This is a genomic window from Streptomyces sp. NPDC036764 (assembly GCF_055609385.1).
In genome coordinates this window covers 44,409-61,080 of the sequence record NZ_JBVJPT010000016.1, presented here as the reverse complement: position 1 = coordinate 61,080, position 16,672 = coordinate 44,409, and the positions used below count along the sequence as shown (strand labels likewise).

Annotated in this window: 14 protein-coding genes and 1 pseudogene; 6 read left to right on the top strand and 9 right to left on the bottom strand. The window is 71.2% G+C overall.

Annotated elements, in window-relative coordinates; translation table 11 throughout:
* The first annotated feature begins 198 nt into the window (after positions 1-198).
* Positions 199-636 (top strand): cell division protein SepF, encoded by a 438-nt coding sequence (locus tag ACZ69Q_RS38615; RefSeq protein ID WP_030954768.1) that lies wholly within the window; start codon positions 199-201, stop codon positions 634-636.
* A 35-nt stretch (positions 637-671) separates the two neighbouring features.
* Here the strand turns inward: ACZ69Q_RS38615 and ACZ69Q_RS38610 are convergent, their stop codons facing one another.
* Together ACZ69Q_RS38610 and ACZ69Q_RS38605 are read right to left on the bottom strand one after the other, a co-directional pair.
* Positions 672-1,862, bottom strand: coding sequence for an acyl-CoA dehydrogenase family protein (locus tag ACZ69Q_RS38610; protein WP_471051632.1), 1,191 nt, complete (start codon positions 1,860-1,862; stop codon positions 672-674).
* A gap of 297 nt (positions 1,863-2,159) precedes the next feature.
* Entirely contained in the window at positions 2,160-3,761 is a 1,602-nt protein-coding gene (locus ACZ69Q_RS38605) for an MFS transporter (RefSeq protein WP_471051629.1), read from the bottom strand.
* Positions 3,762-4,195: 434 nt separating this feature from the next.
* Here ACZ69Q_RS38605 and ACZ69Q_RS38600 point away from each other — a divergent pair, with 434 nt between their 5' ends.
* Positions 4,196-5,212 carry a phosphatase PAP2 family protein gene (locus ACZ69Q_RS38600; RefSeq protein WP_471051626.1) on the top strand — a complete coding sequence of 339 codons (1,017 nt, stop codon included), beginning with the start codon at positions 4,196-4,198 and terminating at the stop codon, positions 5,210-5,212.
* 92 nt (positions 5,213-5,304) lie between these two features.
* Here the strand turns inward: ACZ69Q_RS38600 and ACZ69Q_RS38595 are convergent, their stop codons facing one another.
* Complete coding sequence (locus tag ACZ69Q_RS38595) at positions 5,305-5,520, bottom strand: I78 family peptidase inhibitor (RefSeq protein ID WP_471051623.1); 216 nt, start codon at positions 5,518-5,520, stop codon at positions 5,305-5,307.
* A gap of 322 nt (positions 5,521-5,842) precedes the next feature.
* Here ACZ69Q_RS38595 and ctaD point away from each other — a divergent pair.
* Positions 5,843-7,555: pseudogene (ctaD, locus tag ACZ69Q_RS38590) on the top strand (aa3-type cytochrome oxidase subunit I); the annotation flags it as partial.
* Here the strand turns inward: ctaD and ACZ69Q_RS38585 are convergent.
* The 4 genes from ACZ69Q_RS38585 to ACZ69Q_RS38570 form a co-directional block, all read right to left on the bottom strand.
* Positions 7,554-8,594 (bottom strand): helix-turn-helix transcriptional regulator, encoded by a 1,041-nt coding sequence (locus tag ACZ69Q_RS38585; protein ID WP_471051620.1) that lies wholly within the window; start codon positions 8,592-8,594, stop codon positions 7,554-7,556. The pseudogene ctaD and the gene ACZ69Q_RS38585 overlap by 2 nt on opposite strands.
* A 20-nt stretch (positions 8,595-8,614) precedes the next feature.
* Positions 8,615-9,073 (bottom strand): hypothetical protein, encoded by a 459-nt coding sequence (locus ACZ69Q_RS38580; RefSeq protein WP_471051617.1) that lies wholly within the window; start codon positions 9,071-9,073, stop codon positions 8,615-8,617.
* A 69-nt stretch (positions 9,074-9,142) separates the two neighbouring features.
* Positions 9,143-10,438 carry an ABC transporter substrate-binding protein gene (locus ACZ69Q_RS38575; protein ID WP_471051614.1) on the bottom strand — a complete coding sequence of 432 codons (1,296 nt, stop codon included), beginning with the start codon at positions 10,436-10,438 and terminating at the stop codon, positions 9,143-9,145.
* A complete protein-coding gene (locus tag ACZ69Q_RS38570; RefSeq protein ID WP_471051611.1) occupies positions 10,413-10,961 on the bottom strand; it encodes an MTB12 C-terminal domain-containing protein in 549 nt (182 codons plus the stop codon). Before ACZ69Q_RS38570 ends, ACZ69Q_RS38575 begins: the two co-directional genes overlap by 26 nt.
* A gap of 156 nt (positions 10,962-11,117) precedes the next feature.
* Between ACZ69Q_RS38570 and ACZ69Q_RS38565 the strand changes: the two genes are divergently transcribed.
* From ACZ69Q_RS38565 to ACZ69Q_RS38555, 3 genes are read left to right on the top strand one after another with little or no spacing between them, the layout of a single operon-like run.
* Positions 11,118-11,594: a hypothetical protein gene (locus tag ACZ69Q_RS38565; protein WP_471051608.1), complete on the top strand. Its 477-nt coding sequence runs from the start codon at positions 11,118-11,120 to the stop codon at positions 11,592-11,594.
* Positions 11,594-14,431, top strand: coding sequence for an ABC transporter permease subunit (locus ACZ69Q_RS38560; protein WP_471051606.1), 2,838 nt, complete (start codon positions 11,594-11,596; stop codon positions 14,429-14,431). Before ACZ69Q_RS38565 ends, ACZ69Q_RS38560 begins: the two co-directional genes overlap by 1 nt.
* Positions 14,428-15,105, top strand: a complete 678-nt coding sequence (locus tag ACZ69Q_RS38555) for an ATP-binding cassette domain-containing protein (protein WP_471051603.1) — start codon at positions 14,428-14,430, stop codon at positions 15,103-15,105. Before ACZ69Q_RS38560 ends, ACZ69Q_RS38555 begins: the two co-directional genes overlap by 4 nt.
* Here the strand turns inward: ACZ69Q_RS38555 and ACZ69Q_RS38550 are convergent.
* Both ACZ69Q_RS38550 and ACZ69Q_RS38545 read right to left on the bottom strand, forming a co-directional pair.
* The gene (locus tag ACZ69Q_RS38550; RefSeq protein ID WP_471051600.1) at positions 15,038-15,571 is read right to left on the bottom strand and encodes a transglycosylase family protein; all 534 of its coding nucleotides are present in this window, start codon (positions 15,569-15,571) and stop codon (positions 15,038-15,040) included. The genes ACZ69Q_RS38555 and ACZ69Q_RS38550 overlap by 68 nt on opposite strands.
* Before the next feature lie 104 nt (positions 15,572-15,675).
* Positions 15,676-16,362: a LysM peptidoglycan-binding domain-containing protein gene (locus tag ACZ69Q_RS38545; protein ID WP_471051597.1), complete on the bottom strand. Its 687-nt coding sequence runs from the start codon at positions 16,360-16,362 to the stop codon at positions 15,676-15,678.
* Positions 16,363-16,672: the final 310 nt, after the last annotated feature.

The following is a 16,672-nucleotide window of genomic DNA, read 5'->3' as shown; positions in this document are numbered from 1 at the left end:
GAAGAATCATATTTCACTCACAGTCAGCAGCCGTACGTGGCATGCCCCTTGGGGGACACGGGCTCTCGACGTATTCGCTGTGCACCAGTACCGTCACAAACCCCCCGCGCGGCGTCTATCCACTTGGCGTGACGTCCGCATCATGGATGACCATAGGGATGCGGAAAGCAATAGAGACCGCTGTGAGAGGAGGCGTCCATGGGATCGGTGCGCAAGGCGAGTGCCTGGCTGGGCCTCGTTGACGACAACGATGACGAGCGTTACTACGACGACGACTACTCCGAGGGGACCGAGCCCGGGGAGGCCTGGGTCACCGACCCGCGCGTCAAGGTGGCCACGGACGTCGCCGAGGAGAAGGGCCGCCGCATCGGCACGGTCACTCCGGACAGCTTCCGGGACGCCCGCGCCATCGGTGAGCTGTTCCGGGACGGGGTCCCGGTCATCATGAACCTCACGGCCATGGAGCCGGCCGACGCCAAGCGCGTCGTCGACTTCGCGGCAGGGCTCATCTTCGGTCTGCGCGGCTCGATCGACCGGGTGTCCAACCGGGTGTTCCTGCTGACCCCGGCCGACACGGAGATCATCAGCGGCGAGCGTGCGGCTCACCGCGAGGACGGCTTCTACAACCAGAGCTGAGGCAGGGCCGCTCACCGGCCCTGCCCCCTGGTGGGTCAGCGGAAGGCGTCGAGCCCGGTGAGCGCCTTGCCCAGCACGAGCTGGTGCATCTCGACGGTGCCTTCGTAGGTGAGCACCGATTCGAGGTTGGTCGCGTGCCGCATCACGGGGTATTCGAGCGAGATCCCGTTGGCACCGAGAATCGTCCGCGCCGTACGGCAGATGTCGATGGCCTCGCGGACGTTGTTCAGCTTTCCGAAGCTGACCTGTTCCGGACGCAGACGACCGGCGTCCATCCGCCGCCCCAGATGGTGGGCGAGCAGAATCCCCTTGTGCAGTTCGAGCGCCATGTCGGCGAGTTTGGCCTGGGTGAGCTGAAAGCCCCCGATCGGCCGGCCGAACTGCTCCCGCGTCTTCGAGTAGTCCACAGCGGCCTCGAAACAGGAACGCGCCGCGCCCATGGCGCCCCACACGATCCCGTACCGGGCGTGCGAGAGACAGCTCAGCGGCCCCTTGAGCCCGACGACCTCCGGCAGTACCGCATCGGCGGGCAGCCGTACGTCGTCCATCACGAGCTCACTGGTGACGGAGGCGCGCAGCGACAGCTTGTGCTTGATCTCCGGCGCGGAGAACCCGGCGCTGTCGGCCGGCACGACGAACCCGCGGATCCCCTCGTCGGTCTGCGCCCAGACGACGGCGACGCCGGAGACGGACCCGTTGGTGATCCACATCTTCCGCCCGTTCAGCACCCAGTCGGAGCCGTCCCGCTTGGCGTAGGTCCGCATGGAGCCGGGGTCGGACCCGTGGTCGGGCTCGGTCAGCCCGAAGCACCCGATGACCTCGCCGGAGGCCATACGGGGCAGCCACGCCTGCTTCTGTTCCTCGCTGCCGAAGCGATGAATGGCGTACATGGCGAGGGAGCCCTGCACGGAGACGAGGGAGCGGATGCCGGAGTCGGCGGCCTCCAGCTCCAGGCAGGCGAGCCCGTACTGCACGGCGGAGGCCCCGGCGCAGCCGTACCCCTCCAGGGACATCCCGAGGGCACCGATCTCCCCGAGCTCCCGCGCGAGCTCACGGATCCCCGGCAGCTCGCCCTTCTCGTACCACTCGGCGACATACGGCACGACCCGATCCGCCGCCCACTCCCGCACGGTGCCCCGAATGGCCAGATCCTCGGGCTCCAGGAGGTCGTCGATACCGAGGGGGTCGGCGGGGTCGAACGGGGGCAACTTCGAGGACGCGGACATGGAAGACCCTCCGGCAACGAATTTAAACTAGCGCCGCTAGTTACGGCACAGAGCCAGACGCTACGACGCAGTGTCCCGCACGTCCAGTGCCACTCCACACGCGACGGCCCGACGACCACGCACGTCGACCGGATGACCACGCACGTCGGCCCGACGACCACGCACGTCGGCCCGACGACCACGCACGTCGACCGGATGACCACGCACGGCGGGCCGCCGACGGAGGGGAACCCCCACGGGAGAGGTCCACCTGTCAACGAACTGGAAACGGGTGGTGCGTGGGTGGGAGAAGGCTTGTCAAGCGGAGACGCGGGACTCCGCGACTTCCCTCGGCTTGGGCAGCTCCACGCTCTCCGCCTCGCACTGCATCGTCCGCGGCAACCGCAACGCCATCACCGCCCCCAGCAGCAACAACCCCGCACTCACGAGCAACGTCACATGCAGCCCGTGCACGAACGCGTTGCGCGCCGCATGCTGGAGGGCCGCCCCCGCCGACCCACCGAGCTGCCCGGCGACCTCGTACGCCTCCCCCAACGAGTGCGAAGCAGCCGTGGAGGCCGACGCCGGCACACCCGACACGTTCGACAGCCCGGGTGCGTACGCCGCGTTCATCACGCTGCCCAGCAGCGCGATGCCGATGCCGGCACCGAGCTGGTACGAGGTCTCCCCGATCGCCGCCGCCCCGCCGGCCTGCTCCTGCGGAGCCTCGCTCAGCATCGACTCGTACGCCCCGAAGAGCGTCGTCTCAAGGCCGAAGCCCAGCAGCACGAACCCGGCCAGCAGCAGCCCGGGGTTGTCCTCGCCGCCCATGGCGGTCAGCACGACCACCGCGAGTGCCGTCAGACAGAACCCGGCGCACACCATCCGCCGCGGCCCGAACCGCCGCAGCATCCGCGCGCCCGCGAGCCCGGACGCCATCGCCGCGAAGGTCAGCGGCAGCAGCCTCAGGCCCGTCTCCAGCGGTGACAGCCCGAGTACGAGCTGCAGATACTGCGCCGCGATCAGCTCCAGGCCGACCAGCGCGAGCATCGCCAGCACGATGCACCCGACGGACGTACTGAACGCGGGGCGCGTGAACATCTTGAGGTCCACCAGCGGATACGTCCGCCGCTTCTGCCGTCGTACGAAGAGGACCAGCATCACCGCGCCGGCCACCAGCGGCACCAGGGTGAACAGGCTGGCCACCGGTTCCCCGCCGCCGAGCCGCTTCACGCCGAGGACGACGCCGAACAGACCGGCCGCCGCGAGCAGCGCGCCGACCACGTCCCAGGGGCCCTTGCCGTCGCCCTTCGACTCGGGCAGCAGCAGCCGGCCCACCGGAAGGCTGACCAGCATCAGCGGGATGTTGACGAGAAAGACCGAGCCCCACCAGAAGTGTTCGAGGAGGAAGCCGCCGAGCAGCGGCCCGACGGCCGCGCCGACCGCCGCCACCGCACTCCAGATGCCGATGGCGAGGGCCCGCTCGCGCCGGTCGGGGAAGACCTGGCGCAGGATCGACAGGGTCGCGGGCATGATCATCGCGCCGCCCACCCCGAGCAGGGCGCGGGCCAGGATCAGCACCTGTGGGTCGTGCGCGAGGGCTGCGAGGCCGGAGGCGACGCCGAAGAGGCCGTATCCGAGCAGCAGCACGCGTCTGCGGCCCACCCGGTCACCGAGCGTGCCGAAGAGGATCAGCAGCGAGGCGCAGACGAGCGGATAGATGTCGACGATCCAGAGCAGTTCTATCGCGCCGGGGCGAAGGTCCTCGGTGACGGCCGGCACGGCCACGTGCAGCACGGTCGCGTCGACCGCGACGAGCAGCAGGCTGACGCAGAGGACGATGAGGACGACCCAGCGGTTGGCACCGGCCCCGGCCGCCCGACGGCGCAGCGCAGCGGCAGCCGTGGTCGTCCCGGACATGTACGTACCTCCCAGATGTTCCCTCGCCCTCGGCGGGCACGCGGGGTGGGGACTCCCCGCGACTCGGCCGGAGAGGAGCGGTGGTCTCCGGCCCGCGCAACTAGGGCGAGTGACTCGTCAGGGTACGCGAGTCCTGGTCCGGGCCGAGTGGCGGACCTCTCAGACTCCCCACGGAGCGCGTGTGGCGTACGCCACACCAGGCCGCCCGAACCGGTGAGCTCCAGGAAAATTCCACCCAAGGATTCGGTGAACGAATTCATAAGCGGTGAAAAACGAACCAACAGAATGATCAAAGGAATTGAAGGACGCGGCTCGCGATGATTACGGATTCCTTGGAAATAAACCCCCTCCTGAGAGGAATCCCACATCACATCGTCATCACAAAGCCGTGGATTCGCTCTTGTCTTGCGCTCACTCGCTGTAACGTCGATTGGGTGCGTACCGAACGAAAGCTGACCCGTCTGGACCGGGTCTTCGCCAGGCTGGACCGGGAACCGGAACGTCCGGCCCACATCGATGTGCCGCGGATGACCCGGCACAGGATCGTGCTCTTCTCCGCGACCCTGGCCTTCTACGGGGCCATCGTGTGGGCCGTAGTCATCACCTCGTGGCTCGTCCGGCTCGACTGGCAGGTCATGTTCTTCCGCCCCTACCAGCAGTGGGCGGAGATCCACGCGTTCGTCGACTACTACGTGGTGCTCGGCCAGCGCGGCCCGACCGCCGTGATGGTCGCGGCCTGGCTGGGCTGGCGTTCCTGGCGGCAGCACACGCTGCGTCCGCTGCTCGCGCTCGGCGTCTCGCTGCTGCTGCTGAACATCACCGTCGGTGCCGCCAAGCTCGGCATGGGCCGGCTCGGACCGCACTACGCGACCACCATCGGCGCGAACGAGATGGGCCTGGGCGGCGATATATTTCCCAGCGGCCACACCGCCAACGCCGTGGTGACCTGGGGAATCCTGGCCTATCTGGCCTCGACCCCGAGAGCGCGCCGCTGGCTGTCGGCCCTGTCGGCGGTGACCTCGCTGGGCGTGGGTCTGTCCACCGTCTACCTCGGTACGCACTGGTTGAGCGATGTGCTGCTCGGCTGGGCCGCCGGTCTGCTGATCCTGCTCGCCCTGCCGTGGTTCGAGCCGCTGATCGCCCGTGGCGAGACCTGGCTCTTCGACCTGCGCGACCGCTGGCGCGCCCGCCGGGCCCTTCCCTCGTCCGTCCCGGTCGAGGCTCCGGTGCTGCTCAAGCCGCGTCCCACGGCCGTCGACGACGAGGCCGCGGCGCGCGAGGCGTCGTCGCCGGCCCGGTCCCCGCGGGCGCCCGTGTACCTGACTCCGGGCCCGCACACGGCCCGTGGAGAGCGCACGCCGGTCACCCCGGCCGGCAGCCGCCGCCCGCCGCACACGGACCGCATCGCCCGCGGCGGGCCCTCGACGGCCCGCCCCCTCGCGGGCGGCTGAAGCGCCCCGTCAAGCGCGGGTTCGGTACGCACGACCAGCCCGCATGGCGACGGCCCCGGTTCCTGTTCAGGAACCGGGGCCGTCGCCGTGTGTCAGCCCTTCCAGGCCCGCGTCACCTGGCCGTCCTTCACCTCGAAGTTCAGCCGTCCCACGCGGTACTCCATCGTGATGATCGCCCCCGGCGGCAGCGAACGCACCGTCGTCCACCCGCGTTCGCGGGCACGCCGCTCGGCACCGGCGGCGTCGAGTCCGACATACGCGTCGGGGTTGTCCTGGGGATCTGCGGGGGGTTTCGGAATGGGTGCCATGCGGTCAACGCTAGGGCCTCGCCAAGGGATCGGGCCAGAGCGGACGGTGAACCTTTGTAGCGGCCATCCGAGGTCACACGTCCCTCTGGGGTCACGCTTTTGTCACAGAATCACGACACGCGTTTCGATCACTTCGACATCGACGGACCGTCACACGGACGAGGGATTCTCTGGGCCTTCCGCAGGCATTCGATCGTAATTCCCGCGTGTCGCGTCGACAGGTTCGATAGCGCGGCGGAAAAGTTCCCGAAGAACTGCCCGCGGACCTCTTATCCCCTCGATTCCGCGCGGGCCGCAGGAGCCGGCACCGCACAGAAAGTACATGGTTCCACCACAGGACCTCCGTACGCCCTCTGTCGGAGCACCGTCGACGCGAGCATCATGGCGTGAGCTCGCGTCGGCGCGTGCGACGCGGGCTTCAGCGGGCCCGGGACGCGACGAGCGAAGGGGCGAGCGAGCGATGGGGACGCAGACCGTACAGGCGACGGCACGACCCATGCGAAGCAGGCCGCCGGGCGGCCGCGTGGTCGTCGACTGGCTGACCACCACCGACCACAAGAAGATCGGCCATCTCTACCTGATCACGTCGTTCCTGTTCTTTCTGGCCGGCGGCGCCATGGCCCTGGTGATGCGGGCCGAACTGGCCCGGCCCGGGATGCAGATCGTCAGCAACGAGCAGTTCAACCAGCTCTTCACCATGCACGGCACGATCATGCTGCTGCTCTTCGCGACCCCGACCTTCGCGGGCTTCGCCAACGAGCTGATGCCGCTCCAGATCGGCTCCCCGGACGTCGCCTTCCCACGGCTGAACATGCTCTCGTACTGGCTGTTCCTGTTCGGCGGCCTGATCGTGATGGGCTCGCTGATCGTGCCGGACGGCCCGGCCGCCTACGGCTGGTTCGCCTACGCGCCGCTCAACAGCCTGGAGCGCTCCCCCGGCATCGGCCCCGACCTGTGGATCATGGGCCTGGCGCTGGCCGGCTTCGGCACGATCCTCGGCGCGGTCAACTTCATCACCACCATCATCGGGATGCGCGCCCCCGGCATGACGATGTTCCGGATGCCGATCTTCGTGTGGAACACGCTGTTCACGTCGATCCTGATCCTGATGGCGTTCCCGGTGCTGGCGGCCTCTCTGCTGGTGCTGGAGGCGGACCGCCGGTTCGGCTCGGTGGTGTTCGAGGCGGCCAACGGCGGGGCGCTGCTGTGGCAGCACCTGTTCTGGTTCTTCGGGCATCCCGAGGTGTACATCATCGCGCTGCCGTTCTTCGGCATCATCACGGAGATCATCCCGGTCTTCAGCCGCAAGCCGATCTTCGGCTATCTGACGCTCATCGGGGCGACGATGGCGATCACCGGGCTGTCGATCGTGGTGTGGGCGCACCACATGTTCGTCACCGGCGCGGTGCTGCTGCCGTACTTCTCCTTCATGAGCTTCCTGATCGCGGTCCCGACCGGCGTGAAGTTCTTCAACTGGTCCGGGACCATGATCAAGGGCTCGCTGTCCTTCGAGACACCGATGCTGTGGGCGACGGGCTTCCTGGTGACGTTCCTCTTCGGCGGTCTGACCGGGGTGATCCTGGCGTCGCCGCCGATGGACTTCCACGTCTCCGACTCGTACTTCGTGGTCGCGCACTTCCACTACGTCGTCTTCGGCACGGTCGTCTTCGCGATCTTCGCCGGGTTCCACTTCTGGTGGCCCAAGTTCACCGGGAAGATGCTCGACGAACGGCTCGGCAAGATGCACTTCTGGACGCTGTTCGTCGGCTTCCACACCACGTTCCTGGTGCAGCACTGGCTGGGCGCGGAGGGCATGCCGCGCCGGTACGCCGACTATCTGGCGGCCGACGGCTTCACCACGCTGAACACCGTCTCCACGATCGGCGCGTTCCTGCTCGGCCTGTCCACGCTGCCGTTCCTCTACAACGTGTGGAGGACCGCCAAGTACGGCAAGAAGGTCGAGGTCGACGACCCCTGGGGCTACGGCCGCTCCCTGGAGTGGGCGACCTCCTGCCCGCCCCCGCGCCACAACTTCACGACGCTGCCGAAGGTCCGCTCGGAGTCCCCGGCGTTCGACCTGCACCACCCGGAGCACGCTCTGGAGGCTCCGCAGCCCGAGCCAAAGAGCGAGCAAGCCGGCCGTGAGCCGTCCTGATCGCCTCGACGAGCTCCGTGGGCTGAACGACCTCGAACTCGAAACCCAGCAGCATCACATGGATCACCATCACCTCCAGGCTCCCGGCGCCGGTGCGCAGCAGGCAGCGGTCGGGACCCTCCGCCTCGAGCTGCCCGACGGTGGGCGAGATGCTCTCGGCCGCCTCCTGAAGGGGCACCAGCAGCCGGATGACGGCATGCGAGGCGTACGCGCGCGTGGAGACGCCTCGGGAGACATACGCGGCGAGGTCCTCGGCGGGCGGCGTGCGCGGAGCGAAGCGCGGGCCGTGCGGCGGCTTCGGGGTGACGCGGTCGACGCGGAACGTACGCCAGTCCTCGCGGTCGAGGTCCCAGGCGACGAGGTACCAGCGGCGCTCGCTGCACACCAGGCGGTGCGGCTCGACGGTACGGCGGGTGGGGGCGCCCCCGTGGTCGCGGTACTCGAAGCGCAGGCGCTCGGCGTCCCGGCAGAGGTTGGCGAGCTCGGTGAGCACGGCCGGGTCGACGGCCGAGGGCTGGGGGCCGCGCAGCATCGGCACGGTGAAGGCGTTCAGGGCGCCGACGCGGCGGCGCAGCCGGTTCGGCAGGACCTGCTCCAGCTTGGCGAGGGCCCGCACCGAGGTCTCGCCGATGCCCTCGATGCCCTGGCCCGCGGCGGTGCGCAGGCCGACGGCGACGGCGACCGCCTCGTCGTCGTCCAGCAGCAGGGGCGGCAGCTCGGCGCCGGCGCCGAGCTGGTAGCCACCTCCCGTGCCGGGGCTGGCGTTGACGGGGTAGCCCAGCTCGCGCAGGCGGTCGACGTCGCGGCGGACGGTGCGCGGGGTGACGCCGAGGCGGTCGGCGAGTTCTGCGCCGGACCAGTCCCGGTGGGCCTGGAGGAGGGAGAGCAGGCGCAGCAGCCGAGCGGAGGTGTCCAACATGATCCGAGTCTGCCAGCCGCCTAACGGCTCGGGTGTGCGGGCATTGCGGGCGGGTGCGGGTCCGCCGGGGCCGAACGCGCGGTTCCCCGCGCCCCTAAGGGCGTCGCACTGAAGGGCGATTCCTCGTAGCGGCATTCGACGCTTAGGTTGCCGCCGCGGGTCTCGTACGGGACCCGGGAGGCCGAGGGATGGACGTCCATGGCGCCCGGCACGAGGCGGTCGGGGTTCTCGTCCCGGACGCTGGCGTAGGCGTCCCAGTGGCCCTCCGGCAGGGGGACGCTGCTAGGGAGGGCGGCGCGCAGGCGGCCGGTCGTGGCCGGCGTCAGGGGCAGGGTGACCTCCTCGTCGCCCTCGCGGTGGCGCAGCACGAGATGGGCCTCCATGGCGGGCCCGACGGCGGTGACGTCGAAGGTCAGTCCGCCGGCCGAGTCCGCGATGCAGTCGGCGCGCAGTGGTGCGGCCTGCGGCAGGGGCGTCATGCGCTGCGGTTCCTCCCTCGGCTCCGGGCTCTGTCGGTTGGACCGTCGATGCGGCCTTTTGGTTGCCCGTCACGGCCGGTACGGCAGTTGCGGGACCTCGAAGCACGTGTCGTTCATGTCGCCCTGGGACACCCATCCCTCGCCGTCCGCCCAGCGGGCCACCGACAGACAGGTCCGGCGGCTCTTCGGCGGCTCGGGCAGCCGCTCGAAGGTGACGGGGAGCAGCAGGCCGCCGGCGGTGTATCCCTGGCTGCGGTTCATGTGGTCGTCGACGCACGCGCGCGTGACGCCCTGCGGGGCGCACGCCTTCGCCGCGTCCGTGAACCACTTCGCCGCCGCCCAGCCCTCGAGCTGCCACTGGGAGTGGCTGTCCAGGTCCTTGGTGGCGTCCCGGAACTCGCGTACGGCGTCCTGGTCCGTGTCCTCGAAGTTGCGGGACGACCCGGTCGCCCACAGGGCGTTGCGGCAGCGCGGGGAGTCCTTGTAGTCCTCGGCGACGGTGGACGTCCAGTTCTGCACGTTCGTCACCTTGGCGGTCACCTCGGCGCCGACGTCGTCCATCGCCTGGCACAGCCGGGCGTTGCCGTGGGTGTCGATGGCGTCGAAGACGAGGTCGGCGCCCTGCTCCTTCAGGTCGGCCGCCGCCGCGCGGAAGTTGGGCAGCGCGAAGTCGACCTGTTCGGTGACGACCTTGTAGCCCTCGGCCTTCAGGCCCCGTTCGACGAGCCGGGCGTAGGCGGCGGACGCGGGCTGGTTGTAGGAGACGACGGCGGCCGTACGGGCGCCGTGCTCGCGTTTGAAGTAGCGGTAGACCTCCGTTCCGCCGTACTGCTCGCCGTCCCAGCCGGTCGTGCCGTCGCGGGGCGCGAGGCTGCCGTAGATGCCGTACAGGTGCGGCCAGGTGTCGTAGGCGGCCCCGATGGGCTGGCCGCCGATGTCGGGCACGCGTGCGTGTGAGACGCGCGAGGCGCCCGCGTAGTCCAGGGCGGTGGTGGCGACCAGGGCGACGACCTTGTCCTCGTCGATCAGTTCGTGCACGCACTCGTTGTTGCCGACCCCGCTGCCGCCGTCGTCGCACAGGCGCACCTCGACGCGGCGGCCGTCGATGCCGCCGCGCGCGTTGAGGCGGTCGAAGTAGGCCTTGGCGCCGTCGCGCGAGCCGGTGAAGGCGTTGCCGCCGACCGGGCTGGTGGCGCTGGTGATGACGCCGACGCGGATCGGGGTGCGGTCCGGCGCCGGCCCCGAGGGCGTGCCCCGGTCCCGCTGCTCGAAGTCGCTCTCCGGCAGCCGGCTGCCGCACGCCGTACTCAGAGTCAGCAGCAACACGGCGATCGCCGCCTCAGCACCCCGGGATCGGCGACCCATTGCCGCTCAACTGGACCAGCGCGCACAGGGTCTTGGCGGACACCTTCCAGGTGCCGTCCTGTTCGACCGCGGTTCCGGAGGCGTCCGGCAGGGCGGTGGCACCCTTGAGGGTCAGGTCGTAGGTCACGTCCGCCTCGGTCGGCGAGGTGAACTCGATCTTGGAGACCTGAGCCTGGACCTGCCCGCCGCGCTCGTCACCGCTGAACGCCTGGAGGACCGGCGCCATCCGCTCGCCGTTCTCCAGGACGGTCTGCTTCTCCTCCGTCGTGGTCTTGGGGTCGAAGAACTTCTGCCAGTTCTGCTTGATCTCGGTCTCGGCCGCGCCCGCGTCGGCCGGCGCCGTCGTGGCCGGTGACTGCCGGGTCTGCTCGACGGTCGGTGTCGGCGGTGTCTCGCTGCCGCCGCCCTCGTCGTCGCTGCACGCCGCGAGGGCCGGGGCGAGGAAGAGCAGCAGCGCGGCCGCCAGCACCGTCCCCCGCCGCCTGTGCGCTTCGTGTCGCCTGAGGTCGCTCCCGAGAACCATCTGGCTCACCGCCGGGTGTCGATCCGGGCCGTGTGCGCCCGGTGCTTTCAGGGTCAGCTTGCAGGAGGCATAGTGCAAGCCATTGGCTGACATGGACAGGCGCATGCACACAAACGCGGTGTGCGTGCACACGAACCCGACGTGTGGGAGCCGGCGATGCGGACAGCGCGACTGCGGACCGTGCACCCCGTCCTGTGGGCCGGCTGGGCCGCGCTCGCGGCCGGCGCGGTGCTGTGCGTCATCGGCTGGTACGGCATCTCCGGCGAGCGGTTCGCCGAGCGGCAGCTCCCGTATCTGGCGTCCTGCACGGTCCCCGGCGCCGCGCTGATCATCGCCGGGGCTGTGCTGCTGACCCATGGCCGGGGCGCCCTCGCCGCCGCGCGCGTGGAGGAGCTGTACGGCCTTCTGGTGGCCGCGCAGCCCGCCGATGCCGAGGGGTCCGGGCCAGGCGCCGCGGCGCCGCTGGCGGTCAGCGCGGACCTGCTGATGGTGCCCGGCGGCACGCTCTGGCACCGCGCGGACTGCCCGCTGGTCGCCGGGAAGGCGGAGGCCGTCCCGGTCGATACGCAACTGGTGCGCGGCGGCGAGCTGGGCCCGTGCCCGATCTGTGAGCCCGCCGAAGCGGACGAGTGATGTCCTCGCTGACGTACGACCTCACACTGGCCGGTCTGTCGGTCGGCAGCGCCGCCGCGCTCACCGGGATCGGCCTGGTCGTGACGTATCGCTCGACCGGCGTGCTGAACTTCGCGCACGGGGCGATCGCGATGGTGTGCGCGTATGCGCTGCGCCAGTGCGTGGTGGAGTGGGGCTGGCCGCTGTGGGCGGGCGCGACGGTGACGCTGCTGGTCCTGGCGCCCGGCATCGGGATGCTGCTGGAACGGTTCGTCTTCCGGCCGCTGTCCGTCCTGGGCGGCGACCCGGCGCAGACCCTGGTCGCGTCCATCGGGGTGTTCGTGCTGCTCGTGGGCGGGGCGGCGCTGCTGTGGGGGCAGGGCGCGCGGGACGACGCGCCGGAGCTGGTGCCGGCGGACCCCTGGGGCCAGCTCGCGGTGGTGCTGCTGCTGGCGGCCGGGGTCGGCGCGGTGATCCGCTGGACCCGTTTCGGGCGGGAGCTGCGGGCCGTGGTCGACGACCGGCGGCTGGCCGTCCTCGGCGGCATCGACGCCGACCGGGTCGCGGCGGCGGGCTGGGCGTTCGGCTCGTTCACGGCGGGCCTGACGGGCGTCCTGCTAGCCCCGTACGTGCGCCTGGACCCGTACGGCATGCCGCTGCTGGTGATGGAGGTCGTCGCGGTCGCAGTGGCCGCGCGGATGCGCAGCCTGCCGGTCGCGGTGCTGACGGCGCTGGCGATCGGCGTGACGCAGAGCGAGCTGACCCGTCTGCATCCGTCGGGCTGGGTCGCGCCGCTGCTCCAGGCGGTCAGCACGAACCTCTTCGTGGTGGCGCTGCTGATCGCGGCCCTGGCCCTGCCGAGCGTGGGCACGCGCGACGCGCTCCCGCGCTCGGCCACCGCGCGCGTGCCGACGCCTCCGGGCGCCTGGATCGTGGCGATCGTCCTCTTCCTGCTCCCTCTCGGCTTCGCGGGCTCGGACCTGCACACGTCGGTGCAGGTGCCGGCGCTGGGCGTGGTGCTGCTGTCCCTGGTGGTCGTCACGGGCCGCGGCGGCCAGATCTCCCTCGGGCAGGCGGCCTACGCGGGCCTGGGCGCCCTGTTCACGGCCCTGCTGGCGGCCGGCCGCTTCCCGGGCCTGCCCCGCCTGCCGGAGCTCGCCGCACTGGCCCTGGCGGTCGTCCTGGTGGCCCCGCTGGGCCTGTTGACGGGCTGGCCGGCGATCAGCCGCCGCGGCCTCGCTCTGGCCCTGGCCACCTTCGCGGTCGGCGTCGGCGTGAGCCGCTTCGTCTTCGCCCAGCCGTACGCGATCGCGGGCCTGTCACTCGGCCGCCCCGCGGGCTTCGAGGGCGACCGCGCGTACTACGTCCTGGAACTCGCCCTCCTCGCGGCGGCCCTGCTGGCGACCTGGCTGCTGCGCCGGGGCCGTACGGGCCGGGCCCTGGCGGCGATGCGGGACCACGAGTCCGGGGCGTCGGCGGCCGGCGTGCGGGTGCCCTCCCTCAAGCTCCTGGCCTTCGTCTCGGGCGCCGCCCTGGCCGCGCTCGGCGGCGGCATGCTCGGCATGGGCCTGCGCGCCTTCGACCCCGCCGCCTACGACCCCGTCCGCGGCCTCCTCTGGTTCGCCGCGGTGGTGGTCCTCGGCGCCGACAGCACCCTGGGCGCCCTGGCCGCCGCGGCCCTCCTGGTCGGCCTGGACGCGGGCGCCCGGGGCGGGGTGGCGGCGGCGCTGATCGGCGTACTGGCGGTACTGGTGGGCCGCTTCCCCGGCGGCCCCTACGAGGCCCTCCGGTCCGCAACGACCCACCTGCGCCCACGCCGGGGAGCACGGCTCACGGCGCAGGGGGCACAGGTACGGCACCTACTGCACCCGACCGGGCCGCAACCCGCTCCGAGCCCGACGCTGACGGGCCTGACGGCGTCGGGCGTACGGGCAGCGACGGGTCCGGAGGAGCAGTCGGCAGCCGGGGAAACACGACGACCATGGGTTCGCGGCCGCTCTGCACATACCCGATCTGCCGCAGCCGCCGACGGCGCTCAGCCCCCACAGGGGCCACCCGCACCCGACGACGAAAGCAGCACGGGCGGTGCGGGTGAGCACCCGAACGCGGCCGAAGGCCGCGTGCCCACCCACCGCCCAGCACCCGCACTCGCACCCGCCCTCACCACCCACAACCTCCAGGCCCGCTACGACGGATTCACCGCCCTCCAGGACATCACCCTCACCGTCCCACCCGCCCACGTCACCGCCGTCGTCGGACCCAACGGCGCGGGAAAGACCACCCTGTTCCACTGCCTGGCCGGCACCCACCGCCCGGCACAGGGCCAAGTGCGGCTCGGCAGCCGGAACATCACCCACCTGCCCGCCCACGCCCGTACCCGCCTCGGCATCGCCCGCACCTTCCAGCAACTGGCCGTCTTCCCCTCACTGACCGTCGCCGAGAACGTCCGTGTGGGCGCCGAACAGGGCCGGCTGAAGGACCCGTCAGCCGTCGAGAGATCCCTCAGGCTCCTCGGCCTGGACGGCCCCGTACGCTCCCTGCCCGCCGCCGGCCTCCCCACCGGCACCCTCCGGCGAGTCGAGCTGGCCCGGGCCCTCGCGGGCGGCCCGCGCGTCCTGCTGCTCGACGAACCGGCCGCCGGCCTGGACACGGCGGAGGTCACCGCGCTCACCCGGATCCTGAAGGCCCTCGCCGCGGACGGCATGGCCCTGCTGGTCGTCGAACACGACCTCGACCTGGTCGCCGACCTCGCCGACACCGTGCACGTCATGGCAGCGGGCCGCATCGTCGCCTCCGGCCCGCCCGGCCGCGTACTCGACGTACTCGGCACGGCGGGCACCCGGGAGGCGCCCGCATGACGACCGTCTCGCTGCGACACGCGCGCGTGCGCTACGGCCCCCTGGAGGCCCTCCACGGCGTCACGGTCGCCGCCGCGGGCCCCGGCCTCACCGTCCTGCTGGGACGCAACGGTTCCGGCCGTACGACGGTCCTGCGCGCGCTGGCCGGAACGGTGCGGCTGTCCGGCGGCGCGGTGGTGTGGGACGGCGTCGACGTGACCCGGATGCCCGCCCATGAGCGGGCCCGCCGCGGACTGTGCCTGGTCCCCGAGCGGCAGGCGGTCTTCGGCTCCCTCACCGTGCGCGAGAACCTCGAACTGGCGGCCTCTTCGTACGACATCGCCCTGGACGCCTACCCGGCGCTGGAGCCTCTCCTCGCGCGCCGCGCCGGCACGCTGTCCGGCGGCGAGCAGCGCATGCTGGCGCTCTCCCGCGCCCTGTTGGCACGCGCGCGTGTCGTCCTCGTCGACGAGCCGGCGCAGGGCATGTCGCCCGCGGTCGCCGCCCGTACGTACGAGTTGCTGAGCGGCCTCGACGCGTGCGTGGTCGTCGCCGGGCAACGACTGCCGCCCGTCCTGCGGGGCCGGGCGGCAATCGTTCACGAACTGCGGCGGGGCGCTGTCGTGTTCAGCGGAGAGGCGGGCGAGTACGAGCGCCGGGCAGCGTGGCGCCGAACCTCGCCCCCCTCGGCATGAGGAGCAGACCGGGGGCGAGCCGCTGCTTGGCGATGTCGGCGCGGGGCTTCTCCAGCTTCATACGGCCCTTGAGCCCGTACCGCCTGGAGCAGTGCGGCCAGGCCCCCCAGCCCTGCACCGCCACCACCTTGCGGGCGATGTCGATCTGCTCCTTGCGGCTGGCGAGGTCCGCGCGCGGGGCGTACTTCAGCCCGCCGAATCCCGCCCAGGTCCGCTGCGAGAACTGGAGCCCGCCGTAGTGGCCGTTGCCGGTGTTGATGTGCCAATCGCCGCCGCTCTCGCACTTGGCGACACAGCCCCATGGCCAATGACTCTTGGCACAGGACAGGGACGCGGGTTTGGGAGGGGGGCCGGAGGCCGGTAGTGGAGACGCCACCTGGGGCGCGTACGTGGCGTGCGACGCGCCCGGGGTGACGGCGGTCAACAGGACGGTGGCCAGGGCGATCGTGAGCGGTGCGTATTTCATATGAGCACGCTAGGCAGCTTATTGCCGACGACCGGTGCGGCGCGTCCGACGGCCGCAGGGGCCCCACCCGGTCGGCGGACCGGGCGGGGCTCCGAGGGCGGTGCTCAGAGTTCGAGACGCTGCCCGGGCATGATCAGGTGGGGATCACCGCCGATGACGGACTTGTTGGCGGCGTAGAGCTGCCGCCAGGTGGTCCCGTGCCGGGCGGCGATGCCGCTCAGCGTGTCGCCCTCGCGAACGGTGTAGTCACCACGGGAGGAGTCGCGGGTCGGGTGACCCGAGGAGCGCTCCGGCGTCCGTGCCGGAGCGGCAGGGGCGGACTTGGCGGTCGACGGTGCCGCCTTGCCGGCGGAGGACGCCGAGCCGCCCGCGGAAGCCGCGGGTGCGCCTCCGTACGCTCCGGCCCGGGCCGAACAGGTCGGCCACGCGCCCCACCCCTGGGCACGCTGGACCTTGGTGGCCACAGCGATCTGCTGCGCCCTGGTGGCCTGGTCCGCCGTCGGCGCGTAGGCCGTACCGCCGTACGCGCGCCAGGTGGAGGCGGAGAACTGAAGTCCGCCGTAGTAGCCGTTGCCGGTGCTGATGTGCCAGTTGCCGCCGCTCTCGCACTGTGCGATGCGGTCCCACACTCCACTGTCCGCCGCTGCGGCGTTGCCTGTCGCGGCCAGCAGTCCGAGCGGGGCGAGCAGTGCCGCCCCGGCGAGGACCGCCGTCGTACGCGCCCGGCTTCCGTTCGAAGCCTTCGGCGCCTTCCGAGCGTTGTCGTGAGTGTTATCGGCACATTCGGACATGTAGGTCCCTCTCGAAGGACCCGGGCTCCCCCAGGCGGAACGCCACTCACCACGCCATGGGGCGTGTGGGTCGCGCTCGCCCCGTCCGCCGGAAGGTCGTTCTGTGAAGCCTGCTGGTGCGGTCGGCGGACGTACCCGAGCGGTGCTCGCTGCACACGGCGGAGGAATGTAGGGACATCGACCGGCCGGGATCAACCAACTCCTCGTCACTCCAGGCCAGTTCGCCGTTACCTCCGGTATCGGCGATTTTCGGCCACCCACTTCATTCGCTGATTTCCGGATTTGTCGACCAGCAACCCCGACGATCTGT

Coding starts and splice junctions, on each gene's coding strand:
- ACZ69Q_RS38615 (WP_030954768.1), top strand. CDS start 199: ATGGGATCGGTGCGCAAGGCGAGTGCCTGGCTGGGCCTCGTTGACGAC.
- ACZ69Q_RS38610 (WP_471051632.1), bottom strand. CDS start 1,862: ATGTCCGCGTCCTCGAAGTTGCCCCCGTTCGACCCCGCCGACCCCCTC.
- ACZ69Q_RS38605 (WP_471051629.1), bottom strand. CDS start 3,761: ATGTCCGGGACGACCACGGCTGCCGCTGCGCTGCGCCGTCGGGCGGCC.
- ACZ69Q_RS38595 (WP_471051623.1), bottom strand. CDS start 5,520: ATGGCACCCATTCCGAAACCCCCCGCAGATCCCCAGGACAACCCCGAC.
- ACZ69Q_RS38585 (WP_471051620.1), bottom strand. CDS start 8,594: ATGTTGGACACCTCCGCTCGGCTGCTGCGCCTGCTCTCCCTCCTCCAG.
- ACZ69Q_RS38580 (WP_471051617.1), bottom strand. CDS start 9,073: ATGACGCCCCTGCCGCAGGCCGCACCACTGCGCGCCGACTGCATCGCG.
- ACZ69Q_RS38575 (WP_471051614.1), bottom strand. CDS start 10,438: ATGGGTCGCCGATCCCGGGGTGCTGAGGCGGCGATCGCCGTGTTGCTG.
- ACZ69Q_RS38570 (WP_471051611.1), bottom strand. CDS start 10,961: ATGGTTCTCGGGAGCGACCTCAGGCGACACGAAGCGCACAGGCGGCGG.
- ACZ69Q_RS38565 (WP_471051608.1), top strand. CDS start 11,118: ATGCGGACAGCGCGACTGCGGACCGTGCACCCCGTCCTGTGGGCCGGC.
- ACZ69Q_RS38560 (WP_471051606.1), top strand. CDS start 11,594: ATGTCCTCGCTGACGTACGACCTCACACTGGCCGGTCTGTCGGTCGGC.
- ACZ69Q_RS38555 (WP_471051603.1), top strand. CDS start 14,428: ATGACGACCGTCTCGCTGCGACACGCGCGCGTGCGCTACGGCCCCCTG.
- ACZ69Q_RS38550 (WP_471051600.1), bottom strand. CDS start 15,571: ATGAAATACGCACCGCTCACGATCGCCCTGGCCACCGTCCTGTTGACC.
- ACZ69Q_RS38545 (WP_471051597.1), bottom strand. CDS start 16,362: ATGTCCGAATGTGCCGATAACACTCACGACAACGCTCGGAAGGCGCCG.